At 44.3% G+C, this 8,848-nt stretch carries 9 protein-coding genes and 1 tRNA gene; all 10 read right to left on the minus strand.

The features are described from left to right. Positions 1 to 11 precede the first annotated feature (11 nt). The 10 genes from nuoG to tpiA all read right to left on the minus strand — a co-directional run bounded on the left by nuoG (position 12) and on the right by tpiA (position 8,380). Positions 12 to 2,420 carry an NADH-quinone oxidoreductase subunit NuoG gene (gene nuoG, locus BLP80_RS09265; protein ID WP_090542561.1) on the minus strand — a complete coding sequence of 803 codons (2,409 nt, stop codon included), beginning with the start codon at positions 2,418 to 2,420 and terminating at the stop codon, positions 12 to 14. A gap of 59 nt (positions 2,421 to 2,479) precedes the next feature. Further along, the gene (nuoF, locus tag BLP80_RS09270; RefSeq protein ID WP_090542563.1) at positions 2,480 to 3,757 is read right to left on the minus strand and encodes an NADH-quinone oxidoreductase subunit NuoF; all 1,278 of its coding nucleotides are present in this window, start codon (positions 3,755 to 3,757) and stop codon (positions 2,480 to 2,482) included. Next, on the minus strand, positions 3,754 to 4,230 hold the full coding sequence (nuoE, locus tag BLP80_RS09275; protein ID WP_090542565.1) for an NADH-quinone oxidoreductase subunit NuoE: 477 nt from the start codon (positions 4,228 to 4,230) through the stop codon (positions 3,754 to 3,756). Before nuoE ends, nuoF begins: the two co-directional genes overlap by 4 nt. Positions 4,231 to 4,239: 9 nt before the next feature. Then, a complete protein-coding gene (locus BLP80_RS09280; RefSeq protein ID WP_090542567.1) occupies positions 4,240 to 5,493 on the minus strand; it encodes an NADH-quinone oxidoreductase subunit D in 1,254 nt (417 codons plus the stop codon). A 47-nt stretch (positions 5,494 to 5,540) separates the two neighbouring features. Next, positions 5,541 to 6,167 (minus strand): NADH-quinone oxidoreductase subunit C, encoded by a 627-nt coding sequence (locus tag BLP80_RS09285; RefSeq protein ID WP_090542569.1) that lies wholly within the window; start codon positions 6,165 to 6,167, stop codon positions 5,541 to 5,543. An 8-nt stretch (positions 6,168 to 6,175) separates the two neighbouring features. Next, on the minus strand, positions 6,176 to 6,646 hold the full coding sequence (locus tag BLP80_RS09290) for a NuoB/complex I 20 kDa subunit family protein (protein WP_090542571.1): 471 nt from the start codon (positions 6,644 to 6,646) through the stop codon (positions 6,176 to 6,178). 4 nt (positions 6,647 to 6,650) lie between these two features. Then, positions 6,651 to 7,007 carry an NADH-quinone oxidoreductase subunit A gene (locus BLP80_RS09295; protein ID WP_090542579.1) on the minus strand — a complete coding sequence of 119 codons (357 nt, stop codon included), beginning with the start codon at positions 7,005 to 7,007 and terminating at the stop codon, positions 6,651 to 6,653. 68 nt (positions 7,008 to 7,075) lie between these two features. After that, positions 7,076 to 7,160 (minus strand) — tRNA-Leu (locus BLP80_RS09300). Positions 7,161 to 7,231: 71 nt separating this feature from the next. After that, a complete protein-coding gene (gene secG, locus BLP80_RS09305; RefSeq protein ID WP_090542573.1) occupies positions 7,232 to 7,606 on the minus strand; it encodes a preprotein translocase subunit SecG in 375 nt (124 codons plus the stop codon). Positions 7,607 to 7,624: 18 nt separating this feature from the next. Then, positions 7,625 to 8,380, minus strand: coding sequence for a triose-phosphate isomerase (gene tpiA / locus BLP80_RS09310; protein ID WP_090542575.1), 756 nt, complete (start codon positions 8,378 to 8,380; stop codon positions 7,625 to 7,627). Positions 8,381 to 8,848 lie beyond the last annotated feature (468 nt).

The following is an 8,848-nucleotide window of genomic DNA, read 5'->3' on the forward strand; positions in this document are numbered from 1 at the left end:
CATTCGTATTTTTATAATTTTTCTACTGAAACTTCCCCAAACATTGCGCCCAAGGTAGAAGTATGTGGATGCGCGCAAGCTACTCGTACACAGTTAAAGGGAAGCCCATCGTCACCAGCCACTTCAAGCTGTACTTCGCCACCGCCCTGTTTTAATCTAATTACCTCACCCTCCCTCACGCTAAGCTGTTCGAGCAGAGCAGTAGGCAACCATACTTTTGGCGATGCCGCATCGTGAGTCAATTGCAATGATTCAGCACGTCGCACAATGGGATCTGCCTGATATATGGGAACTTCGCCAATACGTTGCAGACCACTTACTTCTTGTGTGAATATATTGGCTTCATATTCTTTTAAATTATTATTGAGATATCTTGTGATGGCTTCTTCAGCAGGAATGATTTGCGCACGAATTTGCTCTGATGTCTCATAATCAAAACCATCCAACTGCAACAAATTACCCAGTACACGTAAAACTTTCCACGCAGGACGCGTGTCTCCCAAGGGTGAAACTACACCGTTGAAACTTTGCACGCGCCCCTCTGCACTCACAAAAGTTCCTGAAGTCTCAGTAAATGGAGCAATCGGTAAAACCACATCAGCATAATTTGCAGCATTGCCTTTAAAAGTACTTAAAGAAACAACAAATTCTGCATTATTAATTGCTTTCATCGCCTGTTGCGGATTATGTGTATCCAGCTCCGGTTCCAGATTCATAAGCACGTAAGCGCGACAAGAGGATACAGCGCTATTTGAATCATCGCTAAACATTTGCGCAGCATTGTATTGAGATCTTCGTTCGTCGCGCTTAATCTCAGTTCCTAATACACCTCGACCTGGAACTGCTCCTGCGAGATAAGCACCTACACTGTTGGCTGCTTCACCCAGAAACCCAAAGTTTGCTCCGGTTGCCTTTGCAATCGCCTGCGCGAATGCGTGAATATCTGCGTAGAGCGGGTGATGTTGAGCTACATTCCCCATAAAAATCGCAGCAGGATTATTAGCGAGCATGCTTTCTGCAATTGCTCGTGCCACATTGGCGGTACTCACTGATGCTATTGCTTGCCTGATATGCGCAGAAATCCCTTCAATAGGTTTAGTCTCAGCAATCACTTTAAGAACTTGCGCTAGCATATTTACCATTTCAGAAGGTGCTACGATTGCACGATGAGCAGTTCTCATCAGCAGATCATCGTCTATTGGATTAATAATGCTAAGCTGTGCTCCTTTTTTCACCGCTTGACGGAAGCGATGAGCCAAAAGAGGATGATCCTTACGCAATGTACTGCCGATAATCAGGATTGATTTTAACTGCAGAATATCGGCGATACTCATTCCTAACCAGGGCGCTCCCTGCAAGTTGCCGTCAGCCCGGAAATCTGATTGACGCAAACGATGATCGATATTTCCACTTCCCAGTGCTCGCATCAATTTCTGCAACAGAAAGAGCTCCTCCAAGGTGCTATGAGCCGATCCTAAAGCGCCGATGCTGTTTACACCGTGTCTTTCCATCACCGATTTTAGGCCATCGACAGTAAATATCAGCGCTTCCTGCCAATCACACGAATGCCACTGGCCATTGCGCTTGATCATGGGAGCCGTCAAGCGATCTTCCGAATTTAATCCTTCGTAGGAAAAACGATCTTTATCCGATAACCAGCATTCATTAATTTCTTCATTTTCACGAGGTAAAACTCGCATCACTCGATTTTGTTTTACCTGGACGATTAAATTACTACCCAAACCACAATGGGGACTGATCGATTTTCTACGTGATAGCTCCCAAGTGCGTGCCGAATAACGAAATGGCTTACTGACCAGAGCGCCTACCGGACAAAGATCGATTACATTGCCTGATAATTCAGAATCAACTGTTTTACCTATAAACGATAAAATTTCAGAATGCTCGCCACGGCCGGCCATGCCTAATTCCATAATTCCGGCAATTTCCTGGCCAAAACGTACACAGCGTGTACAGTGAATACAGCGAGTCATATCAGTTGAAATAAGCGGTCCAAGATTTTTGTTAACGACTACCCGCTTTGCTTCCTGATAACGCGATTCACTGGCTCCGTAGCCGACGGCGAGATCTTGTAATTGACATTCCCCCCCTTGATCGCAAATAGGACAGTCCAATGGATGATTGATCAGCAAGAACTCCATGACGCCTTTTTGCGCCGTTGCCGCCTGCTGAGAATGGGTAAACACTTTCATTCCTTCTGTTGCGGGTGTTGCGCAAGCGGGTAAAGGCTTGGGTGCTTTCTCTACTTGCACCAGGCACATACGGCAATTCGCAGCAATCGACAATTTTTTGTGATAACAAAAATGAGGGATATAGATCCCAAGCTGCCTTGCACCGTCCATCACAGTGCCACCTTTGGGCACAGTTACTTGCTTACCATTGATTTCGATATTGACCATCGATTACAAACTCTCGGATTAATCATATATAAAAAAGAACTACATCGACTTGGCACACATCACACCATACATTTCTTATGCTCAATGTGATATACAAACTCATCTCGAAAATGCTGCAGCATTGCGCGTACAGGCATTGCCGCAGCATCACCTAGTGCACAAATAGTGCGTCCTTGAATATTGTCAGCTAGGTTATCGAGCAGATCCAGATCTTCTGACCGGCCTTTCCCGTGCTCTATACGATTGATGATACGATACAGCCAGCCCGTACCTTCTCGACACGGTGTGCATTGACCACATGATTCCTCATAATAAAAATAAGAGAGGCGCTCTAGTGCTCTTACCATACATGTTGTGTCGTCCATGATAATTACCGCCCCAGAACCAAGCATCGATCCAGCCTTAGCGATTGAGTCATAATCCATATCTGTTTTCATCATGATATCACCAGGCAGAACTGGCATTGATGATCCGCCTGGAATACACCCCTTTAGCTTCCTGCCGCCACGCATACCACCAGCCATTTCCAGTAACTCCGCAAATGGAATTCCTAATGGCACTTCATAATTTCCTGGCTTATTCACATGACCTGATATTGAAAAAATCTTGGTGCCACCGTTATTGGGCTTTCCGAGCTGTAAATACTTCTCTCCACCATTGCGAATGATCCAGGGTACTGACGCAAATGTCTCAGTATTGTTAATCGTTGTTGGTTTACCATAAAGACCATAGTTTGCAGGAAAGGGAGGCTTGAAGCGAGGTTGTCCCTTTTTTCCTTCTATCGACTCGAGTAATGCCGTTTCTTCGCCGCAAATATATGCGCCATAACCATGATGATTATAAAGTTGGAAGCTAAAATCCGAACCTAGAATATTGTTTCCAAGAAAACCTGCCGAGCGTGCTTCTTCGACAGCTTCTTCCATGCGCTCATAGGTTTCCCAGATTTCACCATGAATATAGTTGTATCCAGCTTTGACACCCATGGCGTAGGCTGCAATCAACATACCCTCTATTAAGATATGCGGATTGTACCGCATGATATCGCGATCCTTAAACGTACCCGGCTCGCCTTCATCTGAATTACATACCAGATACTTATCCCCCTCGTATTGACGCGGCATGAAACTCCATTTCAAACCAGTTGGAAACCCCGCACCCCCACGACCACGCAAAGCGGATTTTTTAACCTCCTCAATGACCTCTTCAGGAGATATCTTGTTAGCAATAATTTTCTTGAGAGCAGTATAGCCATCTCGCTTGAGATAACTTTTCAACCTCCAGTTATCAGGATCAGCAGGATCCACGCCAGCCAGGATCACCTGAACAGACTGAGTCATTTGCGCAATTCCTCCAACAATTGATCTATTTGATCATTGGACATAAAGCTACACATTCGCTTGTTATTAACCAGCAAAACAGGCGCGTCTCCACATGCCCCCATGCATTCACCTTCCTTTAGGGTGAATAGCCCATCAGCAGTAGTCTCATTAAACCCAATTCCAAGCTTTTGCTTTAAATAATCTGCCGCATTATTTCCGCCCGATAAAGCACAGGGGAGATTGGTACAAACTGTGATTTTATACTTACCCACCTGCCTCAGATTGTACATATTATAAAATGTCGCAACCTCATAAACCGCGATAGCTGGCATGCCCAAATATTTGGCAATGAAATCCATGGTTTCAGTAGCGAGCCAGCCTTTCTCGTCCTGTGCGATAGCAAGTGCGGACATGACTGCCGATTGCTTCTGATCGGCAGGGTACTTTGCAATCTCTCGATTTATTTTTTCCAAGGATTCAGTACTTAACATTTCTTTTATTTATCTATCTATTTCACCAAAAACGATATCCTGTGTACCAATAATTGCAACCAAGTCGGCAATCATGTGACCACGTGACATTTCATCCAAGGCTGCTAAATGAGCAAACCCTGGTGCACGAATTTTTAAACGGTAGGGTTTGTTGGCGCCATCGGAGATAATATAGATACCAAACTCCCCTTTGGGATGCTCAACCGCTGCATAGGCTTCACCCGGTGGAACGTGGATACCTTCAGTAAAAAGCTTGAAGTGATGAATCATCTCTTCCATGCTTTGCTTCATGGCTACACGCGAAGGCGGAGCTACTTTATGATTATCGACAATGACTGGCCCAGGATTGTTGCGCAGCCATTCAACACACTGCTTGATGATACGATTGGATTGCCGAAATTCTTCAATACGCACTAAATAGCGGTCATAACAATCGCCATTGACCCCTACAGGTATATCAAAATCAATTCGATCATAAACTTCATACGGCTGTTTCTTACGCAAATCCCATTCCACTCCAGAACCACGCAGCATCGGCCCTGTAAAACCCAAAGCCTTAGCTCGCTCTGGTGGAACCACACCAATATCGACCAATCTTTGTTTCCAGATACGATTATCTGTCAGAAGTGTTTCATACTCATCGACGAATTGTGGAAAACGGTTGGTGAAATCCTCAATAAAATCAAGCAATGATCCCTGGCGATTCTCATTTCTTTTCTTCGTTTCTTTTTCGTCATGAATATGTGATGGCTGGTATTGAGGCATAGTATCAGGCAGGTCTCGATATACCCCACCCGGACGGTAATATGCTGCATGCATTCTGGCGCCCGAGACAGCTTCATAGCAATCCATCAAATCTTCTCTATCACGGAATGCATAGAGAAATACAGTCATTGCCCCCACATCTAGCGCATGCGCTCCTAGCCAAAGCAGGTGATTCAGTATTCTCGTTATTTCATCAAACATGACACGTATATACTGAGCTCGCAAAGGAACCTCGATTTGTAATAGCCGCTCTATTGCCATTACATATGCATGCTCATTCACCATCATGGAAACATAATCCAGTCGATCCATATAAGGTACTGACTGAATATAGGTTTTGTTTTCAGCTAATTTCTCCGTGGCACGATGCAGCAACCCAATATGCGGATCGGCTCGCCTTATCACTTCACCATCTAATTCCATCACCAACCGCAAAACACCGTGTGCAGCAGGGTGTTGCGGCCCAAAATTCATGGTATAATTGCGTATCTCAGCCATACCCTAAGCAATCCTGACATTAAAAAAGATATGTTTTGATTTCATGTTTAATCGACCTTATCTTCCTCACCGTAATATTTCTCACGAATTACATAAGGCGTTATCTCACGGGGCTCTATTGTGACGGGTTGATAAATGACTCGCTTCTGATCAACATCATAGCGCATCTCCACATGCCCGGATAATGGAAAATCCTTGCGAAAGGGATTACCAATAAAACCATAATCAGTAAGAATTCTCCGCAAATCCTGATGATTCGAGAAAATGATACCGTAAAGATCAAATGCCTCACGCTCAAACCAATTAGCCGATGGCCAAATGCCCATCACTGAATCCACGATTGGAAATTCATCATCATCGACAAATATCCTTACCCTTAATCGATGATTGAGATTTATCGAGAGTAAGTGATAAACAACGGCAAAACGCCTGTTCTGACGCCCCTCCCCTGCAAAAGAGTTATTGGTATAGGCAGAATAATCCACGCCACACAAATCAATGAGCATATCAAAATTTAAGCTGGAGTGATCGCGCAGCACCTCCATTACATCTAATAAGTCGCGTGACTGCGCCACGATAGTTATTTCTTTCAAGTGCTGGTTTAAACTAACCAACTTATCACCAAGCGCATCCCGCAAAGATGAGGAGAGTTTTTCAAAACGACTGATCGACATGTTAGAGCCTAGCGCGCAATAGTATTCGTTTTTTTGATCTTATTTTGGAGCTGGATGATTCCATAAAGCAAGGCTTCAGCAGTAGGAGGACACCCCGGAACATAAATATCAACCGGCACGATTCGATCACATCCACGCACTACGGAATATGAATAATGATAGTAGCCCCCACCATTCGCACAGGATCCCATAGAAATTACCCAGCGTGGTTCAGCCATTTGATCATAAACCTTACGCAATGCAGGTGCCATCTTGTTGCACAATGTTCCTGCCACAATCATCACATCTGACTGCCGCGGGCTAGGACGAAAAACGATACCGAATCGATCTAAATCATAACGTGAGGCCCCAGTTTGCATCATTTCCACCGCACAACAAGCAAGCCCAAAAGTCATTGGCCACATTGACCCAGTACGCCCCCAGTTAATCACAGAATCCAGACTAGTGGTTATAAAACCTTTATCTACTGTACCATCCATAATATCAATCCCACTCCAAGGCGCCTTTCTTCCATTCGTAAACAAAACCCACAATAAGTATGCCGAGAAATATCAGCATCGCAACAAAGCCAAACATACCGATCTCATTTAATACAACCGCCCAAGGAAAAAGGAATGCAATTTCCAGATCAAATAGAATGAACAATATCGCAATCAAATAGTAGCGCACATCAAATTTCATACGTGCATCTTCAAATGCCTCAAAACCACACTCGTAGGGAGACAATTTTTCGCTATCGGGTCGATTAGGTGCAAACAACCAACCGGCCAACATGGATAACACACCTACTGACAATCCAACCAAAATAAAAAGTAAAACTGGGAAATAATTACCAAGCATTGTATCTAGCATAATCATTATTCTCGTTATTGATTTATTTGCGTAGCCACCAATCTCTTAGTAAGAAATGGTGCCGATGGCGAGACTCGAACTCGCACAGCTTTCGCCACCGCCCCCTCAAGACGGCGTGTCTACCAATTCCACCACATCGGCCACTTATTTCCAAGCAGATCACAAAATCCGCTCAATACTGGCATTCAACACAATCATAAACAACGGCTTAACTACTCGGGTATTTCTCGGGCCTTAGAGGTAGCATCATTTTTTTCTGGCATTTCAGAAGAAGGCGCCGCATCTGATGATTTTTTTGCATCTTGAACTTCAACAGACTCCATCTCAAAACGTCTCATCACACTAGCACTTTCATCTCCACCACCAGAAAAATAAGCCAGTGATAAGCTAGTGATGAAAAATACTGCAGCTGCCAAAGCTGTTGTTCGACTTAAAAAATTAGCTGAACCACTCGCACCAAATAGGCTTCCCGCCGAGCCACTGCCAAACGCAGCCCCCATATCCGCGCCTTTTCCGTGCTGTAACAGAACTAAAATAATAACTACCAATGCCGCCACCAGATGAATCGACCAAACTATTGTTTCCATTTTCTCTCTATATACAAATCAATGCTGTGCAGCCGAACAGATTGAAATAAATTCGTTAGCAATCAATGAGGCGCCTCCTATCAACCCCCCATCGATATCGGACATTGCAAACAAATCACTTGCATTACTGGATTTGACACTTCCTCCATAAAGGATCTGTACGCTAGCTGCCACACCTGCATTTTGCTGAGCAATCTTGTTGCGTATGAATGCATGCACACTCTGCGCTTGCACGGGAGTAGCCGTTCTACCTGTACCAATAGCCCATACTGGTTCATACGCAATAACTGATTGCGCTAACGAATCAATGCTCATTAATTTAATCACTGCATCGAGCTGCTCTTCTATTATCCGTTCTGTTTCACCAATTTCGCGTTGCGCCAGCGTCTCACCGACACATAAAATGGGTATCAATCCAGCACCCTGAGCTTTCTTAAATTTTTCGGCCACTGTATGGTTATCCTCACCAAATAAAGACCGTCTCTCGGAATGCCCAACAATTACATAACGACATGCAAAATCCAATAACATTTCTGCCGCTACTTCTCCCGTATAGGCACCCAAATCAAATTGGCTCACGTTCTGCGCTCCCCAAACAACATGAGTATCTTTCAGAATGAGCTGCACTGCTGGCAGATAAGGGTATGGCGCACAAACCGCACAAACGATATCCGGTAACTCAGTGGTTCCCGTAATAATTGCATTCAGTAACTCCCTGCTCTGAGCCAAATTGCCATTCATTTTCCAGTTACCGACAACCAACTTTGCGCGCATCCTCTTTCCCCAAATATCAGAACACGGCATGCTACCCTTGAATAAGCACTGCGTCAATCTCTTGACAAACCATGATTTTAGCGGTTCAAACAACCAGAATGAAAGATTCCCTCGTAAAACTTATAAATTGACAAAGTCAACTCTATAAAAAACACGACTTTTCAGTGATGAAATCTGTTAATTCTGAACTGATTGCTGAAACATTGCAATAACAGAGCCCTACCCAAATTCCGCGATTGAATTTTTAATCTCACCTGCGGATGCTCACGAAGCATGATCGCGGAGTGGATTTGATGGCGAGTATGAGTATGACGCCACTAATTTCGGTGTTATTGTTACATTTTAGCTTTTTGAAGACGAGTTTGTCTTTTCCGCAGTGAGGCGGCACCGAGTAGATAAAGGGACGGGTCAGTTACGGAACGAGGGATTGGGCCAATTGGTAGCTTTTAGTACGGATGTTTTGGAATA

The sequence above is a fragment of the Nitrosomonas sp. Nm132 genome (genome assembly GCF_900100485.1).
GTDB lineage: Bacteria > Pseudomonadota > Gammaproteobacteria > Burkholderiales > Nitrosomonadaceae > Nitrosomonas.

What these genes read in the sequence shown, in the direction of transcription:
- nuoG (WP_090542561.1), bottom strand. Translation starts at nt 2,420, where the DNA reads ATGGTCAATATCGAAATCAATGGTAAGCAAGTAACTGTGCCCAAAGGT.
- nuoF (WP_090542563.1), bottom strand. Translation starts at nt 3,757, where the DNA reads ATGACTCAGTCTGTTCAGGTGATCCTGGCTGGCGTGGATCCTGCTGAT.
- nuoE (WP_090542565.1), bottom strand. Translation starts at nt 4,230, where the DNA reads ATGTTAAGTACTGAATCCTTGGAAAAAATAAATCGAGAGATTGCAAAG.
- BLP80_RS09280 (WP_090542567.1), bottom strand. Translation starts at nt 5,493, where the DNA reads ATGGCTGAGATACGCAATTATACCATGAATTTTGGGCCGCAACACCCT.
- BLP80_RS09285 (WP_090542569.1), bottom strand. Translation starts at nt 6,167, where the DNA reads ATGTCGATCAGTCGTTTTGAAAAACTCTCCTCATCTTTGCGGGATGCG.
- BLP80_RS09290 (WP_090542571.1), bottom strand. Translation starts at nt 6,646, where the DNA reads ATGGATGGTACAGTAGATAAAGGTTTTATAACCACTAGTCTGGATTCT.
- BLP80_RS09295 (WP_090542579.1), bottom strand. Translation starts at nt 7,007, where the DNA reads ATGCTTGGTAATTATTTCCCAGTTTTACTTTTTATTTTGGTTGGATTG.
- secG (WP_090542573.1), bottom strand. Translation starts at nt 7,606, where the DNA reads ATGGAAACAATAGTTTGGTCGATTCATCTGGTGGCGGCATTGGTAGTT.
- tpiA (WP_090542575.1), bottom strand. Translation starts at nt 8,380, where the DNA reads ATGCGCGCAAAGTTGGTTGTCGGTAACTGGAAAATGAATGGCAATTTG.